Origin of the sequence: Sorangium sp. So ce394, assembly GCF_051474665.1 — a bacterium.
Taxonomy (GTDB): Bacteria; Myxococcota_A; Polyangia; order Polyangiales; family Polyangiaceae; genus Sorangium; species Sorangium cellulosum_D.
This window is the reverse complement of the sequence record NZ_CP150339.1, coordinates 12,525,704-12,546,506: the sequence shown is the minus strand read 5'-3', so window position 1 is coordinate 12,546,506 and position 20,803 is coordinate 12,525,704. Positions and strand designations below refer to the sequence as shown.

At 75.0% G+C, this 20,803-nt stretch carries 18 protein-coding genes; 9 read left to right on the top strand and 9 right to left on the bottom strand.

What is annotated here, in order from left to right; genetic code table 11:
• From WMF33_RS46315 to WMF33_RS46290, 6 genes are all read right to left on the bottom strand, one after another.
• On the bottom strand, positions 1-2,046 hold the full coding sequence (locus WMF33_RS46315) for a DCC1-like thiol-disulfide oxidoreductase family protein (RefSeq protein ID WP_437334547.1): 2,046 nt from the start codon (positions 2,044-2,046) through the stop codon (positions 1-3).
• Complete coding sequence (locus tag WMF33_RS46310; protein WP_437334546.1) at positions 2,043-3,143, bottom strand: tryptophan 2,3-dioxygenase family protein; 1,101 nt, start codon at positions 3,141-3,143, stop codon at positions 2,043-2,045. Before WMF33_RS46310 ends, WMF33_RS46315 begins: the two co-directional genes overlap by 4 nt.
• A gap of 282 nt (positions 3,144-3,425) precedes the next feature.
• Complete coding sequence (locus WMF33_RS46305; RefSeq protein WP_437334545.1) at positions 3,426-4,121, bottom strand: hypothetical protein; 696 nt, start codon at positions 4,119-4,121, stop codon at positions 3,426-3,428.
• A gap of 64 nt (positions 4,122-4,185) precedes the next feature.
• The gene (locus tag WMF33_RS46300; protein ID WP_437334544.1) at positions 4,186-4,800 is read right to left on the bottom strand and encodes a hypothetical protein; all 615 of its coding nucleotides are present in this window, start codon (positions 4,798-4,800) and stop codon (positions 4,186-4,188) included.
• 136 nt (positions 4,801-4,936) lie between these two features.
• The gene (locus WMF33_RS46295; RefSeq protein ID WP_437334543.1) at positions 4,937-5,269 is read right to left on the bottom strand and encodes a hypothetical protein; all 333 of its coding nucleotides are present in this window, start codon (positions 5,267-5,269) and stop codon (positions 4,937-4,939) included.
• Between the two features lie 112 nt (positions 5,270-5,381).
• Positions 5,382-6,857 (bottom strand): MBOAT family O-acyltransferase, encoded by a 1,476-nt coding sequence (locus WMF33_RS46290; protein ID WP_437334542.1) that lies wholly within the window; start codon positions 6,855-6,857, stop codon positions 5,382-5,384.
• A gap of 176 nt (positions 6,858-7,033) precedes the next feature.
• Here WMF33_RS46290 and WMF33_RS46285 point away from each other — a divergent pair, with 176 nt between their 5' ends.
• The 4 genes from WMF33_RS46285 to WMF33_RS46270 are packed head-to-tail and all read left to right on the top strand — an operon-like array spanning position 7,034 to position 9,831.
• Entirely contained in the window at positions 7,034-7,591 is a 558-nt protein-coding gene (locus tag WMF33_RS46285; protein WP_061626845.1) for a hypothetical protein, read from the top strand.
• 3 nt (positions 7,592-7,594) lie between these two features.
• Positions 7,595-8,404 carry a polysaccharide deacetylase family protein gene (locus tag WMF33_RS46280; RefSeq protein ID WP_437334541.1) on the top strand — a complete coding sequence of 270 codons (810 nt, stop codon included), beginning with the start codon at positions 7,595-7,597 and terminating at the stop codon, positions 8,402-8,404.
• A gap of 46 nt (positions 8,405-8,450) precedes the next feature.
• Positions 8,451-9,194 carry a SirB1 family protein gene (locus WMF33_RS46275; RefSeq protein ID WP_437334540.1) on the top strand — a complete coding sequence of 248 codons (744 nt, stop codon included), beginning with the start codon at positions 8,451-8,453 and terminating at the stop codon, positions 9,192-9,194.
• 52 nt (positions 9,195-9,246) lie between these two features.
• Positions 9,247-9,831, top strand: a complete 585-nt coding sequence (locus WMF33_RS46270; protein ID WP_061626834.1) for a Uma2 family endonuclease — start codon at positions 9,247-9,249, stop codon at positions 9,829-9,831.
• A 162-nt stretch (positions 9,832-9,993) separates the two neighbouring features.
• On the opposite strand, the gene WMF33_RS46265 is transcribed toward WMF33_RS46270, so the two are convergent.
• Positions 9,994-10,146, bottom strand: a complete 153-nt coding sequence (locus WMF33_RS46265; RefSeq protein WP_437334539.1) for a hypothetical protein — start codon at positions 10,144-10,146, stop codon at positions 9,994-9,996.
• A 100-nt stretch (positions 10,147-10,246) separates the two neighbouring features.
• On the opposite strand from WMF33_RS46265, the gene WMF33_RS46260 reads away from it, so the two are divergent.
• Complete coding sequence (locus WMF33_RS46260) at positions 10,247-10,645, top strand: hotdog domain-containing protein (protein ID WP_061626844.1); 399 nt, start codon at positions 10,247-10,249, stop codon at positions 10,643-10,645.
• 8 nt (positions 10,646-10,653) lie between these two features.
• Positions 10,654-11,634, top strand: coding sequence for an alpha/beta hydrolase family protein (locus tag WMF33_RS46255; protein ID WP_437334538.1), 981 nt, complete (start codon positions 10,654-10,656; stop codon positions 11,632-11,634).
• A 14-nt stretch (positions 11,635-11,648) separates the two neighbouring features.
• On the opposite strand, the gene WMF33_RS46250 is transcribed toward WMF33_RS46255, so the two are convergent.
• Positions 11,649-13,193 (bottom strand): ATP-binding protein, encoded by a 1,545-nt coding sequence (locus WMF33_RS46250; protein WP_437334537.1) that lies wholly within the window; start codon positions 13,191-13,193, stop codon positions 11,649-11,651.
• A 256-nt stretch (positions 13,194-13,449) separates the two neighbouring features.
• Between WMF33_RS46250 and WMF33_RS46245 the strand changes: the two genes are divergently transcribed.
• The 3 genes from WMF33_RS46245 to WMF33_RS46235 all read left to right on the top strand — a co-directional run bounded on the left by WMF33_RS46245 (position 13,450) and on the right by WMF33_RS46235 (position 19,147).
• Complete coding sequence (locus WMF33_RS46245; protein WP_437334536.1) at positions 13,450-16,035, top strand: PAS domain S-box protein; 2,586 nt, start codon at positions 13,450-13,452, stop codon at positions 16,033-16,035.
• A 152-nt stretch (positions 16,036-16,187) separates the two neighbouring features.
• A complete protein-coding gene (locus tag WMF33_RS46240; RefSeq protein WP_437334535.1) occupies positions 16,188-18,683 on the top strand; it encodes a diguanylate cyclase in 2,496 nt (831 codons plus the stop codon).
• Positions 18,684-18,790: 107 nt separating this feature from the next.
• Positions 18,791-19,147 (top strand): hypothetical protein, encoded by a 357-nt coding sequence (locus WMF33_RS46235; RefSeq protein ID WP_061622895.1) that lies wholly within the window; start codon positions 18,791-18,793, stop codon positions 19,145-19,147.
• A 171-nt stretch (positions 19,148-19,318) separates the two neighbouring features.
• Here the strand turns inward: WMF33_RS46235 and WMF33_RS46230 are convergent, their stop codons facing one another.
• Positions 19,319-20,533 carry an outer membrane protein assembly factor BamB family protein gene (locus tag WMF33_RS46230; protein WP_437334534.1) on the bottom strand — a complete coding sequence of 405 codons (1,215 nt, stop codon included), beginning with the start codon at positions 20,531-20,533 and terminating at the stop codon, positions 19,319-19,321.
• Positions 20,534-20,803 lie beyond the last annotated feature (270 nt).

Below are 20,803 nucleotides of genomic sequence, written 5' to 3'. Positions count from 1 at the left end.
TCAGTTCGGCTTGATCGGTCGGGCGAGGCCCGGCGCGAGGGGCGGCATGCGCTCGCCGAGCTTCCCCATGCCCCCCCGCGAGTGCGAGAACAGCTTCTCCCGCTCGAAGGCTGTGGGCGCGGGCTCGCCGGGCGCGGGGGTCGGCGCCGAGACCCAGTACGCGTCGTAGCCCGTCAGCGCCATCTCGCGCCCGCCCTCCTCCGAGAGCGGCCCGCCCTTCGCGAGGTAGTCGCGGAAGGCGCGCTGGAAATCGGACCACTCCGGCCGCCGGACGCGATCGAGGTAGTCGGACCAGAGCTGGCCGAGCCTCGCCCCGGGGTGCCCGTCCGGCTGCAGCCGCGGCTCCTCGCCGGTCAGCGGATCGATCGGCTGCTGCGCGCGCGTCTGGCCGTCGATCACCAGGAGCGCGTTGACCCGCGGCGGCTCGGGCGCCATCACGTCCCACCGCGCCAGCATGCGCGGCCACGACGCCACGCCGGCGAGCACCGGCCCCTGCGGGATGGCGGCCGCGCCGGGCAACGGGTTCTCCTTCGCCGTCTGCGCCAGCATCGCGGCGAGCACCACCAGCACCGCCGCCTCGCGCAGCGACCCCAGCGCGAGGCGCGCCACCCGCACCGCCGGCGCGGGGCTCGGCGGCGCGGCGCCCTCGTCGTCGCCGTCCGCGTGGCTCTCGTCGAACAGCGGGATCCCGCACGCCTGCTTGCCGAGGAGCGCGCTGATGTGGTGCCGGCGCGTCGCGACCACCTCGTAGAGCGCGTCGAGGAGGTGCGAGACGCCCGGCAGCTTGAGCGGCCAGGCGAGCCAGCCGAACGGCAGCGCCAGGAGCGCCTCGGTCACCGCCCCGCCCTGCGTGTGCACGCGCCCGTTCCGGTCGATCGCGAGCACCGTCCGCTCGACGAGCTCCGGCGTGACCTCCTTCGGCATCGGCACGCGCTCCGTGGCGCCCGTCTGGTTGCGGACGTAGAGCTCGTCGAGCGCGCCGTTGCCCTGGAAGGCCACGTGCCCGCGCAGATCGAGCCGCTTGATCAGGCGGCACAGCGTGAGGCACAGGCCGCAGTCGGCGTCGTACACGAGCGTGCGCGCCCGCCGCTCGTTCCAGGAGCGCTCGTACGCGTCCCAGAGCTCGCCGGGGATCACGAGCGGCGCCGCGGCGGCGAGCCCCCAGCCGAACAGCCCGAGATCGAAGAAGACGCCGAGGATCAGCCCGTGCACCGCCATCAGCGCGGCGGCGGCCCCGCGCGTCCAGCGGAAGAGCGCGGGGACGACGATGAGCGCCGGGATCGCGAGCTGCATGGCCCACGTGCCGAAGGTGAGCCCGCGCAGCGTGCCGAGCGGGAGGGCGTCGCGGAGCCAGGTGCCCGCGTCGCTCGCCAGGCGCTCGGCGTGGAGCGCGTAGTAGAACGCCGTGCCGTCGCGCCACGCCTCGCCGCGCTGCTGGAGCGCCGTACACAGGTAGATGAGCGCGAGCTGCAGCAGCACCGCCAGCGCGGCGAGCGACGTCGGCGACCACCCGGGCAGGCGCTCGGCCTCGATCTCGGCGTCCGAGGTCCGCGACCGGTCGTTCAGCTCCGTGTCGCGCTTCTCGTCCCGGAGCGCCAGCGAGGCGCGGAGGCTGTCGAGCGAGAGGCGGCTCCCGCAGGGCAGGAAGGCGGTGAACGCGAGCAGCGCGATCGCCGCGTAGTTGCCGGCGTTCTCGAGCAGGATGTTCCTCGACGTCAGGCTCACCAGCACGACGAGCGCGAGGACGTGAAAGACGCGCGTCCGGTAGCCGAGGAGGAACAGGGCGTAGACGACGAGCGCGAGCGCGAAGGCGAAGTGCGCCTCCCCCACCGTCGAGACGGCGTGGAACAGGCTGAAGACCTGCTGCTTGCCGCGGAGGTTGAAGAGGTGGTTGTGGTTCGGGAGGACGCCCTCGTTCGAGTAGAAGTCCCGCACCCACCGCCACCGCGCGAACAGGTCGGCGATGAGGACCAGCCCGAAGGTGATGCGAAACAACCCGAGCGAGCGGGCGTCGATGCGCAAGAAATGATCGCGAAGTGATTTCACGGAGAGTCCTCGACCCGGAATCCGTAATCCGATGCATGCTCGAGCTCGGGGACGCTCGGCTGTCGCAAGAGCAGGGACCGCACGGTCCAGAGATCGCCGAAGACGCGGTAGCGCAGCGCGGTCTGGTCGAGGTAGTCGACCCCCGCGGAGCCACCGGTGCCCGTGCGCCGGCCGATCACCCGCTCGACCATCCGCGCGTGGCGCTGCCGCCAGATGAGCATGGCCTGCTCCATCTCCAGGATGCGGTCGAGCACCTCGCGCGGCCACGCGAGCCGGGGCAGATCGCGGTAGCTCTCGATGAAGACGATCGCCGCGCGGACGGCCCGCCGCTTCTCGCGCGTGGCCGCGTCGGCGCCCGGGTCGTCCTCGGCGAGCAGGAACGCCTCGGCGTTCGCGTTCTCGGCCTCGTACCGCGCGCGGAGCCGCTCGACGTCCGCCGGGGAGAGCGCCTTGTCGATCGCGATCTGCACCCGGCGCTCGTTCTCGGCGCGCATCGAGCGCATGTAGTTGCGCAGGAAGCGCAGGACCGCCTCCGGCTCGCTCGAGCCGTCGATCGGCGTCCGCGACAGCCACTCGTACAGGTAGTGCTTGAGGCTCGGCCCGCTCGCGAGCCGCGCCTCGAGCCGGCGCGTCGCGGACGACGGCGACCCGTCGGCGGCCTTGAGCGCCTCCTTGTAGCTGCCCTCCCGGCCGAGCGGGATCCGGAGCGCGTCGTCGAGCCCCAGCAGGACCTCGATCTCCCGCAGCTGCGCCGACTGGAAGCCGCTCGCGGGGATGAGGCGATCCCGGAAATCCAAGTAATCCCGCGTCGTTAGCGTCTCCATCACCCGGAAGTGCTGGATCGCCTGCTCGAAGATGGTGACGACCCGCCGGAACGAGCGGGCCGCGGAGGCGAGCTTCTGATCGGGCACCGGGTTCTGGCGGAAGAGCTCGCGCGCCGAGGTGAGCTCGCGGAGGATGAGCTTGAACCAGAGCTCGTAGATCTGGTGGACGACGATGAACAGGGCCTCGTCGTTGCTGACCTTCTGCTCGTCGTCGTCGAATCCACCCTGGAGGGCGAGCAGCTCCTCGACGTGGATATAATCCCAGTAGTTCATGTCGGTGGCGATCGCGAGACGGGCCGCCGGGGGAGCTCGCGCGGTGCGCCGGCGCCTCGAGCGGCGCCGGGAGTCTACTTCCCGCGACCCCGGAAACGGAAGTGCGCCGGCGCCGCGCGCACGGAAAGCGCGCCCGGTCCGGAGGGCGGTTTCACGGGCCCGCCGCGCCTTCCACCGGCGGGCGGCGCCGCGCGCTCACGGCGCGCGTTCCACCCGCGGCGCGCTCACGGCGCGTTTTCCACCCCGCGGCGCGCTACGGCGCGTTTTCCACCCCGCGGCGCGCTACGGCGCGCCAGGCGCGCCAGGCGGCGGGCCGACGTCGACGGCCGGCGCGCGCCGCAGGCCGTCGGGGCCGACGTCGACGGGCGGCGCGTAGCTCTTGAGCTCGGCCCGCTCGTAGCTCGCGCCGCTCGCCGCCTCGATCGCCACCACGCCGACGTCCGGGCAGAACGTCGACACGAAGCGCGCCGGCCTGTCGCCGAGGCGCTCCTCGACCGTCTGCACGCACCCCGTGAACCGGCCCGCGGGCACCTCGATCGCGGCGTCGACCGCGGCGATGCGGGCGCGGCCGCCGTGCTCGCCGGTCCACGTCGTGCCGGGCGCGATCGGCTCCTTGAGCACGAAGACGCCCGTATCGCTGCGGATCACGCCCTCGGGGGTGAACGCGAAGCGCTTCACCCCGGAGGGGAACCGGAGCTCGCCGCGGCGCTCGTCCGCGCGGTGCACGCGCGCGACGAGGAGGCCCTGCTCGCCGCGCTCGCTCATCGTCGCGTAGTGGTAGATGTGCCCGTCGACGAGCGGGAAGTAGCGCTCGGCCCGCGTGCCCGAGGAGGCGCCCTGCTGCCCGTCGGGCGCCGCGTTCCACGCCGCGGGCCGGGCCGGGCCGGGCGCGCCCCCGCAGCCGAGCAGCGCGAGCGCGAGCGCGGCGAGCCGCGGCGCGCGGGGGCGGCCGGGGGTGCGCTCGCTCGCGGGGGTCACCGCGCTGCCTCGTCGGTCGCCACGGGCGGGGTCGTCACGGGCGGGGCCGTCAAGGGCGGCGTCGTCACGGGGAACCGTGGCTGTGGGACCAGTACCAGAGCGACAGGATCGCGAGCAGCGCCGCGGCCGCGACGAGCAGGGCGACGGCGAGCGGGTCGGGCTCGATCCGGCGCAGCAGCGCCCGCGCGGCGCGGCGGATCTCGTCGCGCTCGCGCTCGTGCTGCTCGGCCAGGTCCTTCGCGGACTTCGCCTCGTCGCGAGCTCGATAGGGGTGGTCCTCCTCCGGAGGCTCGCGGCTGGGCTTGCTGCGCTCGATCTCGTCCGCCAAGAGCCGCCTCGCGCCGGCCCGGACCAGCGCGTAGTCGCCGCGCTCGAACGCCTGCTCGAGGCGCTCGATCTCGGGATGGCGAGGGCGCCCCGGCGCGGCGTCGCCGGGGGGCGGCGCCTCCTTCTCGTCGCGCCGCTTGGCGCGCTTCTTCGTCCGGCGCCGCGGCTCGGCGCCGGCCGGCTCGCGCGACGGGGAGGTCGCGTCCGGCCCGGCGGGCGCAGGCCGGTCCGCGGCGGCCGGCTCGGGCCCGCCGTCCTCCGCCGGCTCGCGCCCGCCGCCCTCCGCCGGCTCGGACCGTCCGGCGGCGGCCGGCTCCGGACCGTCGATGTCGGCCGGCGCCCTGTCCGTCACGTGCAGCTCTCGGTGGTGATGAAGGCCATGGCCGAACCCCTGGGCGGATGGTCGAGACGCGGCAGGCTACCTCGAACCCGGGCCCACGTGCCCCCAAAAAGCCCGGAAAACCCAGGATCGGCCGCCGCGGCGCCGCCTACTGCAGGCCCCGGCCCCGGTCGACGTCCAGGGGCTCGGGCCGGTCTCTCCAGGGGACGGCCGCCTCGCCCTCGCCGCTCACCACGCAGCGGAGCGCCTCGCACGCGGCCCGGTAGTACGCCTTGCGGCCGCAGCCGACGGCCTTGAACTGGCCGCCGAGCTGCTCCTCGACGCGGACGTCCTTGTCGGGACAGTCGAGGTCGGAGGTGGCGCGCGCCCGGACCATCGGCATCGCGTTCGACGGCACGTTGGCCACGCTGCACGCGGGCGAGAGCGCGCCGGCCAGGAGGGCGGCGAAGGGGACGAGGGTGGCGGCACGGGACGGGCGCACGGCACGAGCGTAATGCACCGATCCTCCTGAGATCCCCAGAAATGAACGGCGGCGCGGCCATCCCGGCGCCCGGGCTCCGTGGTCGAGCCCTCCCGCCTGCCCGACGGCCGGATCAGAACTGGAAGTACACGAACGGCACCGCGGCCGCGCTCGCCGCCTCGTGCAGCGAGACCGCGACCAGGAACAGCAGCGCGCCCTGGAGCGGCGCCGGCGCCGCGATGAAGGCGCCGCGGGCGCGCTCGTAGAGGCGCTCGGGCGCGTAGTGGGACAGGAGCGCGACCGCGAGGAGCCCGACGAGCACCGGCGGCAGGTTCGGGTGGAACGTCGTCAGCGTGCCGAGCTGCCGCAGGATGAGCACGGCCTGCGAGAAGGTCGGCACGCGGAAGAAGATCCACGCGAGGCAGACGTAGTGGAACGTCAGCAGCACGCACAGCGCGCGGATCGGGAAGCCGGCCAGGGACGAGCGCGCGGCCCGCCCCGCGCCCTTGCCCTCCGCCCCCGAGCGCCGGCGCTTCACGGCGCGCTGGAAGGCGCGCGTCACGGCGAGGCCGAGGCCGTGGAGGAAGCCCCAGAAGACGAAGTTCCACGACGCGCCGTGCCAGAGGCCGCCGAGCAGCATCGTGATCATCAGGTTGCGGTACGTCGCGAGCTCCGAGCCGCGGTTGCCGCCGAGCGGGATGTACAGGTAGTCGCGCAGCCACGTGGAGAGCGAGATGTGCCAGCGGCGCCAGAAGTCGGCGAGGTTCTGCGCCTTGTACGGCGCGTCGAAGTTCTTCGGGAACCGCACGCCGAGCAGCAGCGCCGAGCCGATGGCGATGTCGGTGTAGCCGGAGAAGTCGCAGTAGATCTGCGCGGCGTAGCCGTAGACGCCCGCGAGGACCTCCAGCGCCGAGTAGTTCTCCGGGCGCTCGAAGACGCGGTCGACGAGGTTTAGCGCGAGCTGATCCGAGAGGACGACCTTCTTCACGAGGCCGATCGCGACGAGGAACAGCCCCTCGCCGCCCTCCTCGCGGGTGAGGCTCGGGGCGCGCTCGAACTGCGGGAGCAGGTCGCGCGGGCGCACGATGGGGCCGGCGACGAGGTGCGGGAAGAAGGCGACGAAGAGCAGGTAGCGGAGGTAGCTCCTGTGGGGCGGGAGCTCGCCCCGGTAGACGTCGATGACGTAGCTCATCGACTCGAACGTGAAGAACGAGATGCCCACCGGCGGCAGGAGCACCCGGAACGCGTGCCCGACGCTCGCCGGCTCGCCCGTGAGCAACGCGCGCAGCGCGGCCGCGTTCTCGAGGGCGAAGTTCCAGTACTTGAAGAAGCCGAGGAACCCGAGGTTCAGCGCCACGGTGGCGATGAGCATCGCGCGCCGCGCCCGGGGCCTCGTCTCGCGGGCGATCGCGCGGGCGAGCAGGAAGTCGACGGTGGACGAGGCGAAGATGAGCGGCAGGTAGCGCCAGTCCCAGGCCGCGTAGAACCCGTAGCTCACGAGGAGCAGGAACACGACGCGCGCGCGGATGCCGGCGAACCGCACGAGCGCCCACGATCCGACGAAGACGGCGGCGAAGAACTCGGCGTAGCGGAGGGTGTTGAAGAGCACGGCCGGTCGGAGCCCGGGTCAGGCTTGCGGCGAGGGGGGCGACGGCCGGCAGGGCCGAACGCGCGGGCTACCCGGGCGGTGGGCGCCGTCTACCACGGCGCGCGCCGCGCGGCGCGGCTGGTGGCAGCGCGGCGCCATGTTGAACGGCGCCCCTCGTCGTGCCAAGGATGGAGCAGATGCTGGGTCGCCTGATCCTCGGGATTGTGAAGGGGCTCATCGTGGGGGGCTTGCTCGGGTTCGGGCTGGCGAAGCTCGGCTACGCGGCGCCCATCGCGATCGTCGCCTACCTGGCCGCGGCGCTCGCCGGGGTCCTCGTGGGGCTCGTCGCCGGCAAGCCCATCTGGGCCAAGGACGCGAAGATCGAGGCGGGGATGAAGGCCTTCGTGGGCGCGCTGCTCGGCGCGGGCCTGATGTACGCCGCGCGGCGCTGGCTGACCATGGAGGTGCCGGCGCCGCTCGGCGAGCTCGGCGGCGCGAACCTGTCGCTCGGCGAGGCCGCGGGGAGCGGCGGGACGTTCGGCGGCCTCGCGATCACGTCGCTCGCGGCGATCGCCGCCCTGCTCGGCGGCTTCTACGAGGCCGACAACGACCCCTCGGACGAGGAGAAGCCGGGCGCGAAGCCGGCGGTGAAGGCCGCGGCCGGGGGCAACAAGCGCATCGCGGCGTCCGCCGCGGCGGACGAGCTCGACGACGATCTCGAGGTCGAGCCCGAGAAGAAGCGCGCGAAGAAGTAGGCCGTGCCGGTCGCGCGGGCGCTCCTCTACGCGGCATCGCTCGGCGCGCTCGCGCTGGTCGCGCGATCCTTGCTCGTCGCGCCGGTGCCCTTCGCGGTCGCCGGCGCGGCGATCGTCGGGTACCTCGCGCTCGTGCTGTGCGGGGTCTTCTTCCTCGGGCTCGGCATGTTCGTGGACGTGGTGAAGCGCGGCCCGCCCGGCGCGCGGGGCGTCGCGCTGACGTTCGACGACGGGCCCAGCCCGGAGCACACGCCGCGGGTCCTCGATCTCCTCGACAAGGCGGGCGCGAAGGCGACGTTCTTCGTGATCGGCCGCAAGGCCGAGGCCCACCCGGAGCTCGTCCGCGAGATCGCGGCGCGGGGCCACGCCGTCGCGCTGCACAGCCACGCGCACGACCGGCTGTTCTCGCTGCGCTCGGCCCGCGCCGTCGAGCGCGATCTCCGGCGGGGCCTCGACGTCCTCGAGCGGATCACCGGCGCCCGCCCGACGCTGTTCAGGCCGCCGGTCGGCCACACGAGCCCGCGCATCGCCCGGGCGGTCGACGCGCTCGACCTCGACGTAATCGGCTGGTCGGCGCGGGGGTTCGACGGGCTCGCCGGGGCGAGCCCCGAGCGGGTGGCGGCCCGGGTCATCCCGGGGCTCCGCGACGGGGCCATCGTGCTGCTGCACGACGCGGCCGAGCGCGACGACCACGCGCCCGCGGGGGTCGCGGCGCTCCCGCGGATCCTCGCGGCGATGGGCCAGCGCAACCTGGTCGGGGTCCGCGTCGACGCGTGGCTCGACGAAGGCGGCCGGGACGACGCCCTGGCCTAGACCATTTCTCGCAGGTGGCGCTACGCTCCGTCCGATGGCTGCGCCGGTGAGTCTGACGCTCTTTGCGCATATCGCGGCGAGGCCGGAGGACGAGCTCGACCTCGCCGAGGCGGCGCTCCTCATCGACGACGCCGCGTACCCGGGCCTCGACATCCCGCACTACCTCCGCATGCTCGACCAGCTCGGCGGCGAGGCGCGCCGGGCGATCGAGCGCCCCCTGCGCGCCCCGGAGGCGACGCCCGGCAGCGGCCCGATCGAGCAGCTGCTCCGCTGGTTCTACGGCGACCTCGGGTTCCACGGGAACGCGGGCGACTACTACGACCCGAAGAACAGCTACCTGCACGAGGTCCTGGATCGCCGGACGGGCATCCCCATCACGCTGGCGGTCGTGCTCCTCGAGGTGTGCCAGCGCGCCGGCCTGGAGGCGCAGGGCGTGTCGTTCCCGGGGCACTTCCTGGTGAGGACGCCGGTCCGCGGCGGCGTGCTGCTCATCGATCCGTTCGAGGGCCGGCTGCTCGGCCGGGACGACCTGCGCGCGCTGCACACCCGCGCGACCGGCGCCACGCGCGATCCGGACCCGCGGCTCCTCGTGCCGGCGCAGAAGCGGCAGATCCTCGTGCGCATGCTGAACAACCTGCGCTCGATCTACACGAGCCGCTCGGACGCGGCGCGGCTGCGCAGCGTGCTCGAGCGGATGCAGGTGCTCGCGCCGACCGACGAGCTGCGCAAGGAGCTCGACCAGCTCGGCGGGGAGCGGCCGTGGCCGCCGCTGGGGCGCGGGCTGAACTGACATCGCCCGATCGCCGCTCGCGCGCTGCGCGCGATCGGATACCCTCGCTGGCATGGGTCAACCTGCCGCGGCCCCCCTGACCTTCGAGGAGCTCTACCAGCGCATCCGCGCCCTGCCCGAGCACCTGACGGGCGAGATCCTGGAGCCCGGCGTCCTCCGCACGATGTCGCGGCCCGGGAAGCGCCACCGCCGCGCGGCCAGGCTCTGCCTGCACGGCCTCGTCCCGTTCGACGCGAACGTCGGTGGGGCCGGCTGGTGGATCGAGCCCGAGACCGAGATCCGCTTCCCTGGCGGCCGGCTCGTCGTGCCGGACCTGTGTGGATTCCGCGTCGAGCGGGTCCCCGAGCTGCCGGACGAGAACCCGCTGACGATCCTTCCCGACTGGTGCTGCGAGGTCCTGTCGCCGGGGACCGCCCGCGACGACGTGGCGGTGAAGCTGCCGCTCTACGCGCGCGCCGGCGTTGGCTGGAGCTGGATCGTGGACCCGATGCGCCGGCTGGTCGAGGTGTTCGAGACGGTCGGCGGAAGGCCGGCGCTCACGGCGACGGCGCAGGACGACGAGCGCGTCGTGCTGCCTCCGTTCCACGGAGAGCTCGCGGTCGCCTCGTGGTGGCTTCCGGGTGCCGTCGAGGAGTAGCGGCCTCCCGCCGGCGAGGTCTCGAGCGACAAACGGGTTGAAGCCGCTCGAAAGAGCAGAAATTCGAGCCGCCAAGGCGCCAAGGTCTTGTTCTTTTCTTGGCGTCCTTGGCGGTGCATTCTCGGTCGATCGGCGTGATCGGTGCTTTAGCAACGACAGCCCTCACGTCGAAGCTTCAATCGATGGCACGAGGGCGGCGCGCAGCTGGATCATCTGCTGCGACCCCCAGGCGCGCAGGGCGGAGAGGGCTTTCTCCTCATCATCGACGCTGCCAGCATGGTAGACGGCGATCCGCGAGGCGCTCCCGGCTGACATCGCCGAGCGAGCCTTCGATGCTGTACTTGCGGTCATGGATACGATTGAAGAGGGATACGATTGAAGAGGGCTCGGCTCCACGAGGCAGGAGGATGACGGGATGAAGCGCGAGCGTGCCTTTCAGGTCGGCGACGTGTCGGCGGTCGAGCGCCGCTTCACGGACGAGGACGTCGTCGAGTTCCAGCGCGTCTCCGGCGACGCCGGCCGCCATCACGCGCAGCCGGACGCGCAGGGCAGGCGCGTCGTGCACGGCCTGCTCACGGCGACGCTCCCCACCCGGCTCGGCGGCGAGATCGACTTCCTCGCCCGGGAGATGCAGTTCGAGTTCCTGCGGCCCGTCTTCACCGGGGACACGATCCGCTGCGAGGCGACCATCACCGACGTCGCGCGCGAGCCGGGGCGCGTGCGCCTCGCGATGCGCGGCGGCTGCTGGAACCAGGACGGGAAAGAGGTGATGCGCTTCCAGGCCCGGGGCGTGGTGCTCGACGGAGGAGCGTGAGGGCGGCGGTGCGCGCGCGATCCGTTCACTGGCTCGACCACGCCCACGCCGTCCTGTCCCGCCGCCGCCGGCTGTTCGCGGCCGGCTGGGGCGACGAGGGCGTCCTCGAGCGGGTCCCGACCATCGCGCGGTTCTCGGAGCCCCCGCGCGCCGCGGCGGTCGCCTGGGGTCGGCCGCGGGCGGACGGGCCCGTCGACGTGACCGACGGCTCCTTCGCCGCCGCGCTCCCGGGCCTGCCGCCCTGCGCGGGCACGGCCTTCGTGCGCCGCATCGCGCCCAGGGCGCCCGAGCGGGGGCGCCGCCGGCCGGTCTACGTCGCGCTGGCGGCCTCCGGCGACGAGGGCTTCGCCGCGCGGACGCGGCTCTTCCGGCCGCTCGCCGCCCGCGAGGGCATCGAGGTCATCCTCCTCGAGAACGCGATGTACGGCCTCCGCCGGCCCCCCGGGCAGCGCGCCACCGCGATCCGCACCGTGGCCGAGCACCTCCTGATGAACCTCTCCACCGTCGAGGAGACGCGCGCGCTCGTCGAGCACCTCGCCCGCGAGGGATACGAGCGCATCGGCGTCGTCGGCTTCAGCATGGGCGGGACGTCGGCGGCGCTCGCCGCGGCGGTGACGGCGCGCCCGCTCGCGGTCGCGGTCTTCGGCGCGGGCCGCAGCGCCGTGCCGGTGTTCACCGAGGGGATGCTGTCCGTCAGCGTCGAGTTCGAGGCGCTGGGCGGGCCCGCGGCGGCGCGGGCGCGGCTCGGCGTCCTCTTCGGCGCCGCCGACCTCGACCGCCACCCGGCGCCGCGGCGGCTCGACGCGACCGTCCTCGTCGGCGGGCGCCGCGACGGGTACGTGTTCGCCGAGCAGGTCGAGGCGCTCCACGCGCACTGGAGGTCGAGCGAGCTCCGGTGGCTCGACACCGGGCACGCCGGCGCGGTCGTCTACCAGGCCGAGGCGCTCCGGCGCGCCGCCGTCGACGCGATGGCGCGGCTCGGCGCGTAGCGCGCGCGAAGCCCTCACCCCGCGGCGCCCGGCAGCTGCACCACGAACCGCGCCCCGCCCTCGGCCCCGGCCTCGACCCCGATCGCGCCGCCCGCCGCCTCGACGAGCCCGCGGCACACCGCGAGCCCGAGCCCCGTCCCCTCGCCGACCTCCTTCGTCGTGATGAACGGCTCGAACAGCGTCTCGCGGACCGCCTCGGCGATCCCCGGCCCGTTGTCCTCGACCTCGATCCGCGCGCCCCCGCCCGCGGCCCGCGACGCGCGCACCCAGACGCGCCCGCCGGCGCGCGGCACCGCGTCGGCCGCGTTCAGGAGGAGGTTCAGCAGCACCTGCACCAGGCGGCCGTGCGACAGCTGGACGGGCGGCACGTCGGGCGCGACGTCCCGCACGAGCTCGACCGCGCGGAACGCCTTCTGCGGCGAGACCAGCGAGACGACGTCCTCGAGCGCCTCGGCGACCGAGCCGGAGGGCTCCTCCCCGGCGCCCTCCGCGCCGCGCGCCGCCGGCCGCGCGAAGTCGAGCAGGTCGCGCAAGATCTTGTGGATGCGCTCGGTCTCGCGCTTCATCCGCTCGAGGAACTCGCGCTCCTCGTCGGGCGTGAGCCCCCCGACGAGCAGGAGCTCCTGGAAGCCGAGGATCGCCGCGATGGGGTTGCCGATCTCGTGCGCGAGCCCCGCCGCGAGCCGCCCCACGGACGCGAGCCGCTCGGAGCGGACCAGCCGCTCCTGCGCGCTCTTCAGGTCCGCCGCGTAGCGCTCGACCTCGGCGATCTTCGCCCGCAGCGACTCCTCGTCGGCCCGGAGGCGGGCCGTCATGTGCGCGAGGCTCGCCCCGAGCTCCGCGAGCTCCCGCGCGCCGGCGCGCGGCGCCTCGAGGTCGCGCGCCCCGCCGGCCACGCGGCGGGCGGCCTCCGACAGCGCGTCGACCGGCCGCACCACGAGGCGCGTCATCGCGATGTACGCGAACACGAGCAGCGCCAGCGCCACGATCCCCGTGTAGAGCGCCACGATCCGGACGAGCGGCGCGGCCGGCACCGTCGACGGGTCGGTCGGCACCAGCACGGCCACGGAGCCGACCTGCGGCGGCCGCGCGGGCGCCGCGTCGGGCTCCGCGTCCGCGTCGGGCTCCGCGTCCGCGCGCGGCGCCGGCTCGCGCGCGTGCTCCGGGACGACGACCAGGACCGCGCCGCCCCGCGCGGTGCGCACGGTCCTCAGCACCTCCGCGCCCGCCTCCACCGAGGCCGGCAGCGCCGCCGCCGCGTCCGGCTCCCCGGCGCGGTCGACGAGCGCGCCCGCCGCGTCGTAGACGCCGATCGCCGACGCGCCGTCGGGCCCGAGCTGCGCCTCGAGCAGCGGCGAGAGCTCCGGCGCCGACCGGCTCGCCCGCGCCGCGGCGACGTGCCCGGCGATCGCGCGGCCGATCGCGCGGGCGCTCGACGCGCGCGCGCCGACCATCGTGGCCCGGGTGAGGTTCGCGACGGCGAAGAAGAGCGGCACGAACGCCAGCACGAGCAGCGCGCCGAGCGCGAACAAGAGCTGAAGCCGGATCCCGAGCCGCACGGCGTGTCCCTGCCCCTTCGGCGCCATCCTCGCCCAGGTCGCCCCCGATCGCACGGGGCAGGCGGCGGATCCGCCACCCGCGCGCCGCCAGGCGAGCCGGCGCGGCGCGGATCGAGGGAGCTGGGCCGCCGATCGCCGCCCGCCGCGCCGAAGCCCCGGCGGAGGATCGGCCGTGCGCGCCGAGGGGAGCCGATCCGCGCAGGCGCGAGAGCGGGAGACCCACCGGCGCGCTGCGGCAGCCATGCTAGCCTGACATGTGGGCTGTCCGGCGAGCGACGCGCAGGGCCAGACGAGGAGCGCACCGGGCTCAGGCCGACAGGGCCCGGCGCGCGCCGAGGACGAGCGGGACACGCCGGCCGAGGGCGAGCGGGACACGCCGGCCGAGGGCGCGTGGGCGCCGGCGCTCCTCGGCGCGCTGGACGCGCTGATCTGGGAGGTCTCCGGCGAGGCGCTCGAGCTGCCTTTGGTGCGCGCGCCGGCGAGGGAGCTGTTCGGGCACGCCGCCGAGCGCTGGGCGGCCGATGACGGCCTCTTCTGGCGGCACCAGCACCCGGAGGACCGGTCGCGGCTGCTCGCCGTGGCGCGCAAGGTCCTCGCGGAGGGGTCGACCGAGCGCGTCGAGCACCGCTTCTTCGCCGCCGACGGCCGCACGGTGTGGCTGAGCAGCGAGCTCGTCCGCCGCGTGGCCCCCGCCGGCGGGGGGCCCGTCGCCCGCGGCCTCTCCGTCGACGTCACGCGGGCCAGGGTCGCGGAGGAGGCGCTCCGCGAGAGCGAGGAGCGGGCGCAGGCGCTGCTCGAGTCGACCGAGCAAGGGATCTACGGGCTCGATCGCGCGTGCCGGTGCACGTTCGCCAACCGGGCCTGCGTGCGGCTGCTCGGGTACCGCGACGAGGCGGAGCTCGTCGGCCGCGCCATGCACCAGCTCGTCCACCACACGCGCGAGGGCGGCGCGCCGCTGCCCGAGTCGGACTGCCGGATCTGCCGCACGGTCCGGGCCGGGGAGGCCGCGCACCTCGCCGGCGAGCTGCTCTTCCGCGCCGACGGGACCAGCTTCCCCGTCGAGTACTGGTCCCGCCCCGTCCGCCGGCAAGGCGAGGTCGTCGGCGCCATCGTCACGTTCGTGGACATCACCGAGCGCAAGCGGAGCGAGCAGCTGCTCTCCGCGCAGGCGCTCATGGGCGCGCTCCGGGCCGAGGTGAGCGCGGCGCTGTCCCTCCCCGGGACGATGCGCGAGCTCCTGCAGCGCTGCGCCGAGGCGATCCGGGGGCACCTCGACGCGGCGTTCGCCCGCATCTGGCTGCTCGACGAGCGCGCGCAGGTCCTGGACCTCCGCGCGAGCGCGGGGATGTACACGCACCTCGACGGCCCCCACAGCCGCATCCCCGTGGGCAGCTACAAGATCGGCCGCATCGCGAAGGAGCTCCGGCCGCACCTCACGAACGACGTCCTCCGCGATCCCCAGGTGAGCGAGAAGGGCTGGGCGCGGCGCGAGGGCATGGTGTCGTTCGCCGGCTACCCCCTGCTCGTCGAGGATCGGCTCATCGGCGTGATGGCGATGTTCGCGCGGCGGCCCCTGCACGAGCAGGTGCTCGACGCGCTCGGGACGATCGCCGTCACGGTGGCCCACGGGATCGAGCGCAAGCGCGCCGAGGACGCGCTCCGGGAGAGCGAGGCGAGGCGCGCCGCCGAGCACGCGGTCCTGCGGCGCATCATCGGGCAGAGCGGCGACGGGATCGTGATGGTGGACGAGCACGGCGTCGTCCGCCTGATGAACCCGGAGGCCGAGCGGCAGCTCGGGCCGGCCACGGAGCTCACGATCGACGCGTGGGCGCGCGCGACGGGCGCCGCCCCGCCGGACGGCGCCCCGGCGCCCGCGGCGGAGACGCCGCTCCACCGCGCCCTGCGCGGCGAGAAGGTGGAGAGCGTCTGCTGGCAGGTCCAGCGGCCGGACGGCTCGGCGCGCGTGCTCTCCGCGAGCGCGTCGCCGCTGCGCCGCGCGGACGGCGCGCCCGCGGGCGCGGTGATGAACACCCGCGACGAGACCGAGCGGCTCCGGCTGGAGCAGGATCGCGAGCGGCTCCTGCGGAGCCTCGAGGAGGCGGTCGAGGTGCGCGACGAGTTCCTCTCCATCGCGTCGCACGAGCTCAAGACGCCGCTCACGGCGCTCCTCCTCCAGGTGGAGAGCCTGCGCCGGGCGCTCCGCCTCGGTCACGCCTCCCAGGACGCGGCGCGGCTCGACGCCAAGCTCTCGACCATGCACCGGAGCGTCTTCCGGCTGAGCGACCTCGTGAACGAGCTGCTCGACGTCTCCCGGATCTCGGCCCGGGGCCTGCCGCTCCACGTCGAGGAGTTCGACCTCGGCGCGCTGCTCCGCGAGAGCGTCGAGCGGTTCGAGGAGGGGCCGCGCCGGGGCTCGTCGATCCGGCTGCTCGGGGGCGAGGAGGTCCTCGTGCGCTGGGATCGCGCCCGCATGGAGCAGGTGATCACGAACCTCCTGTCGAACGCCGTGAAATACGGCGCCGGCGCGCCCATCGACGTGCACGTGGAGGCCGACGCCGAGCGGGTCCGGTTCGCCGTGCAGGACCGCGGCATCGGCATCGCGCCCGGCGACCAGGCGCGCATCTTCGAGCGGTTCCAGCGCGCGGCGTCGGTGATGCACTACGGCGGGTTCGGCCTCGGCCTGTGGATCGTGCGGCTCATCGTGGAGCAGCACGGGGGCGCCGTGCGGGTGGAGAGCGCGCCGGGGCGCGGCGCGACCTTCTCGGTCGAGCTGCCGCGCGCCGTCGGCGGCGCGGGCGCCCCGCCGGAGGGCGGCTCGCCGCCGGCGCCCGCCGCGAGGTAGGACGCGCGCTCGTCCTCGCCGCGCGCGGCCGCGAGCCGCGGCGCATCGAGGCGGCGCCCGGCTTGTCGCATCCTCACCCACCTCACCGGCCGGTCGCGCGCAGCCGAGAACTGGGCCCGGAGGATCGACCTCTGGTAGCGGCATGCGAGCCCATGGCCAACCTGGTGCTCGCCGTGCTCACCGCCCGCCGTATCGCGCGCAACGCGGCGCCGCTCGCCTGCGCGCTGGCCCTCGGGGGGCTCGTCGTCCTCGACGCGGCCGAGCCCCTGCCGAAGCTCGCCGCCGTCGTGGCGCTGATCGTGCTGGTCGCGGCGCTCGTCCAGCGGGCGCGGCGGCGCGCGGCCGCCATCGAGGCGAGCGCGCTGCTCGACCTCGAGGTCGGCGCCCTCCTCGTCGTCGCGACGTTCGCCGCGGTCCTCCGCCTCGACGGATCGCTCGACGGCGACGCCCACGCCGCCCTCTACGTCGTCATCGCCCTCGTGAGCGCGTTCGCCCGCCCCGGCGCGTCGCTCCTCGTCGCGCTCGCCGCCGCGGCCCTCGAGCTCGCCGTCCGCTCGGCCATGGCCAAGCGCGGCGCGCCGATCGCGTGGGGCGCCGCCGCGCCGCACATCGGCTTCATGGCGGTCTTCTCGGTGCTGAACGCGGCCATCCTCCGCGCCGAGATCAGCCGCGTCCGGAAGGCCTCCAACACCCGGCTGAAGGCCGAGATCGAGCGGCTCCGCGACGACGCGCGCAGCTATCGCCTGCTCTCCGCCCCGGCCCAGGCGCGCGGCGCCGCCCAGAAGGGCGACGACGAGCGGCTCGCCCGCTCCGGCGTCGAGGAGATCCACCAGTCGGTGCTCTTCGCGCTCCGCCTCCTGCGCGAGTCGCTCGATCTCTACACCGCGATGCTCCTCTGGCAGAACGACGCCGGCACGCACCTGCGCATCAGCGAGCTCGCGAGCGACGCCCCGAACCTCTCCGAGGGCCCGTTCCTCTCGGGCGACGGCGTCTTCGGCGCGGCGATCACGCAGCGCGCGCCCGTCGTCATCGGCGGCCTCAAGCCCGGCTACAAGCTCCCCTACTACGTCGGCCCCTCGCCGGTGCGCGCCGTGTGCGCGCTGCCGGTGTTCGAGCACGGCCAGCTCCGCGGCGTGCTCGTCGTCGATCGCGTCGAGGACCAGCCGTTCTCGCCGCGGGAGCTCGAGCTCATCGACGAGGCGTGCCGCTACGCCGTGCGCGCCATCCAGAACGAGCGCGTCTTCGTCCAGCTTGAGCGCGCCAAGGTCGAGCAGGGCAAGCTCTACCGCGCCGCCGAGGCGCTCGGCGCCGCCACGACCGAGCCGGGCGTCATCGAGGCGGGGGTCACGAGCGCCCGCGAGATCACGTCGGTCGATTTCGCGGCGGTCACGCTCTACGACGAGGCCCAGAAGGTCCACGAGATCCGCGCCGTGAGCGGCGATGGGGTCGCCGAGCTGACCGGGCAGCGGTTCCGCCACAACGCCGGGCTCGTCTCGATGGTGCTCCAGAACCGCCACCCGCTGCCGTACCGCGGCGAGTACGACGAGAAGCGGCAGGTCGTCTTCACCCGCCGCGTCACGCCGCCGTCGATGCCGTCGATCATCGTGCTCCCGCTCGTCGTCCACGACCGGCCGCTCGGCACGCTGGTCCTCGGCTCGCGGCGGCGCGCGGCCTTCACCGACTCGGTGCGCAGCACGCTCGAGGTCCTCGCGAGCCACATGGCCGTGTCGCTCTCGAACGCGCGGATGATGCGGCGCCTCGAGGAGCTCGCGACCATGGACGGGCTCACCGGGCTGCTCAACAAGCGGGCGATGCTCGAGGTGGCCGACCAGAAGATCACGGCGGCGCGCCGGTTCTCGCGGCGGCTCTCGGTGCTCGTGACCGACATCGACCACTTCAAGAAGGTGAACGACACGTACGGCCACGACGTGGGCGACGTGATCATCAAGGGGCTCGGCGACGTGCTCCGGCGCGCCAAGCGCACGACCGACGCGGTCGCGCGCTTCGGCGGCGAGGAGTTCGTGGTGATCTGCGAGGAGACGGACGCGCGCGGCGCGATGCTGCTGGCCGAGCGCGTGCGCGAGGAGCTCGGCCGGACGACGTTCCACGCGGCCGGGAGCAGCGGCCCGGTGCAGTGCCAGGTCACCTGCTCGATCGGGATCGCCACGTACCCCGAGGCGGGCAGCACGTGGGAGGAGCTCTTCAAGGCCGCGGACGAGTCGCTGTACGTCTCGAAGCGGTCGGGCCGGAACCGCTCGACGGCGTGGTCGCCGTCGATGCGGTCCGGCAGCGGCCACCCGCCCGCGCTGGAGGCGAGCGCGCCGGCCAAGCCCGCGTCGGAGCCGCCCGCGCCGGCGAGGCCCGCGTCGGAGCCGCCCGCGCCGTCGAGGTCCGCGCCGCCCGCGGCGGCCCGGCCCGCGTCGGCGAGGCCCGCGGCGGCGGCGCCCGCGCCGCAGCGCAGGCCGCCCGCGGCGAGCGGCGGCCCGGCGCCCGCGGGGCACGACGGCGCGCCGCCCGGCGGCAAGCGCGCCGCGGCGTCCTCGCTGTCGCCGGCGCAGGCCAGGGCGGCCGTCGAGGCCGAGCCCCGGAGCAAGCCGAGGCGCCCGCCGGACGTCGATCCGACGAGCAAGCCGAAGACCGCAGCCTGAGGCGGCGCGCCGCGCGCGGCGCGGGTGGCGGCGGGCGCCGCTTGCGGCGCCCGCGCGGCGGGAACATAAGCCACCGTGACGCGGCGAGGCGAAGCCAAGGAGGCGCGATGAGCTCGGATCCGGATCGCGATGACCCGAAGGACGATCTCAAGCAGGGGCTGAGCCTGCTCTGGCGCGCGGCGCGCAAGACGGCGGTGGACCTGCGCAAGGACCTCGATCGCACGAGCGTCGGCAAGGCGATCGACGACGCCGGGCGCGAGCTCGTGCGGGCGGCGACCAACGTGGTCGGCCGGATCGGCGCCGAGCTGAGCAAGGGGTCGCCGGCGGCGCCGCCGCGCGAGGAGCGCCCGGAGGGCGGCGCGGAGGCCGGCGCGCCCGAGGCGCGGCCCACGGGGCCCACGCCGGAGGACCCGGGGTTCCGCATCGCGGTCGACCCGGAGGACAAGGGCGAGAAGCCCCGCTGAGGGCGGGCTTCACCGGGATCGGCCCGGGCACGAGAGGGTCGTGGTCGACTGTGCCCGGAGAGAGTCCACATGAAGGCGGGAAGGCGGGAAGATCATTAAGGTTTTCTTCCCGCCTGCCCGCCTTCATGTTCAAATTTGACCACTGCTCACGAGAGGCCCCCCGGAGACGGCTTACGGGGGGCCGGCCGGGGTCGTCGCGGAGCGCCCTGGGCGCCGCGCCGCGAGCGCCGCGGCGGTGAGCCCGTCGGCCTGCACCACGCACGCCTGGACCGGCCGGCCGAGCGACGCGCGCCCTGTCACGGCGCCGCCCTGCGCGTCGAGGAACGTGATCCCGCCGCGCGCGTCGCACAGCGCGAAGCCGCCGGTGTACGCCGCGCCGCCGAGGAAGTCGGCCTCTCCTGCGTGGGCCCACGCGAGCGCGCCCGTGCGCGCGTTGATGCCGACAGCGGCTCGGTAGTACGTCGCAACGAAGCGCTCCGCCTCGATGGCGGGCGGCCCGGAGGCGCGGGGGCGGGCGTAGAGGCGCGCCCTGTCCTCGGCCGAGGCGACGGGCGCGAGCACCTCGGTCCCGTCGCTCAGCCAGATCGGCGCCCCGGGCAGCTCGCGCGCCGGCAGCCGCGCGGTCGAGGCGCGCCCGGCCGCGCCGAGGCCGATGGCCGCGTCGAAGCGCGTCGCCGCCGAGCCGCCGCCGAAGAAGACGGCGCCGCCGAGCAGGAACGCGCGGCTCACCTCGGTGCGGAGCAGCGCCCGCGCCGCCTCGCGGCCCGTCTGCAGGTCGAAGACCGTGACGTACCGCCCCTGCCACGGCAGGAACGCGTAGCGCCCCACGACGGCGGGCACGCCGATGTCGGCGTCGTCCTCGATCTGGCGCTGCACCATCCCGTCGTGGCCGATGGCCAGCACGACGCTCATGGTGCCGGTGGTCGACACGAGCGACACCACGGTGGTCTCGCCGTCGTCGCCCGCGCCGCGGAGCCTGCCGCCGGCCCTCCGCATCCAGAGCAGCTCGCCGGTGCGCGCGTCGAGCGCGAACAGCTCGCCCTGGCCGAGCCCCACGACGACGCTCCCCGCGACGGCCGGCCGCGCGTCGAGCGGGTGCTCGAAGGTCCACGCGGGGCCGCCGCCGAGCGGCACCCCGACGAGCTGGCGCGCCCCCGTGCCCGCGACGACGCCGACGGCCACGTCGGCGCCGAGGGGGATGGGTCTTCCGGCGAACCGCCGCTGGAAGGCGGCGATCCCGGCGCCGCCGTCGTCCTTCCAGCGCGGGTCGAAGGCCTCGCCCTGCGTCTGTCCGCCGCCGCAGGCGACGGAGAGCGCCGCGAGCGCGCCGGCCGCCGCGAGGACGAGCGCGCGGGCGGCGGCGCGGGGCGGGCGCGGGGGTCGCATGCGAGGAGTCCTGCGGCGGTCGTAGCGCGGCTCCGGCTGGCCGAGCAAGGAAGCGTCGGGGCGGCGGGGACGACGACCGGCTGCCCAGCGCTCGTCGCTCACGGGCATCGCGGAGCGCCCGTTCACGGCGAGCGCGATGCGACCGGCCCGCAGGCTTGCGCCTCGGCGTGATCCCCACGGTCTTTCCTTACCAGCCGGTCGTCCTCGTCCCAGCTCAGGACCCACTGCGGGCTCCCGTGGTACTTCCAGTCCTTGTGGTTGCCGTTCGAT